The organism is Vibrio sp. 1288 (genome assembly GCF_033344475.1).
The window spans coordinates 1-615 of record NZ_JAWPOX010000745.1 but is presented as its reverse complement, the minus strand read 5'-3'; the positions used below and the strand labels follow the sequence as shown (position 1 = coordinate 615).

The window sequence follows — 615 nt, the reverse complement described above, 5'->3', positions numbered from 1 at the left end:
TGCTTCTTTACTGCGGTCACCTTTGAAGATCGAAGCAAACAATGCTCGGAATAAAGTGATCACTTCGTGGCGGAAATAAATCACAACCGCCATCAATGTACCGACGTGTACTGCCACATCAAACGCTAGACCTTGGTCGGCCCAGCCGAAAATGGCAGAGGGTAGGATCAAGTGCGCAGAGCTGGAAATGGGCAAAAACTCTGTCAGACCCTGAATCAGAGCCAAAATAAAGGCTTCAAAATAACTCATGTAAACAACTCAAATTTAAAGTGAAAAAGAAACTGGTTTGAGTGAATCAACGGGCTGCATAGCATGCCAAATGTCGGCTACAGTGCGTCCATCGCCGGGGATCACTAAATGAGGTTCGAGATCATACAAGGGCTTTGTGACAAAAGGATATTTGTAGATATCACTGCGAGGTAGCTCCGGTTTTTGTGTCGAGATGCACTCACCGAAGAGCACTATATCGAGATCCAGTGTTCGATCCTGATACTTTTGCGCATTTTCCTCACGCCCCCACTTATATTCAATCTCACGTAAGTGGTGACTCAACTCTTCGAGTGACAACTTTGTGCGCATCACAATCACAAAGTTGTAGAAGTTTTGGCTACTAAA

The 615-nt window shown here is 45.0% G+C and carries 2 protein-coding genes; both read right to left on the bottom strand.

All coding sequences use genetic code 11. The features are described 5' to 3' along the window. Positions 1 to 249, bottom strand: a 249-nt coding sequence (locus R8O11_RS29125) for an undecaprenyl-diphosphate phosphatase (RefSeq protein WP_318195110.1), incomplete at its 3' end; no start/stop codon positions are given. A gap of 15 nt (positions 250 to 264) precedes the next feature. Then, positions 265 to 615 (bottom strand): 2-amino-4-hydroxy-6-hydroxymethyldihydropteridine diphosphokinase (gene folK / locus R8O11_RS29120; RefSeq protein ID WP_318195109.1); only part of this gene is annotated, 351 nt, incomplete at its 5' end.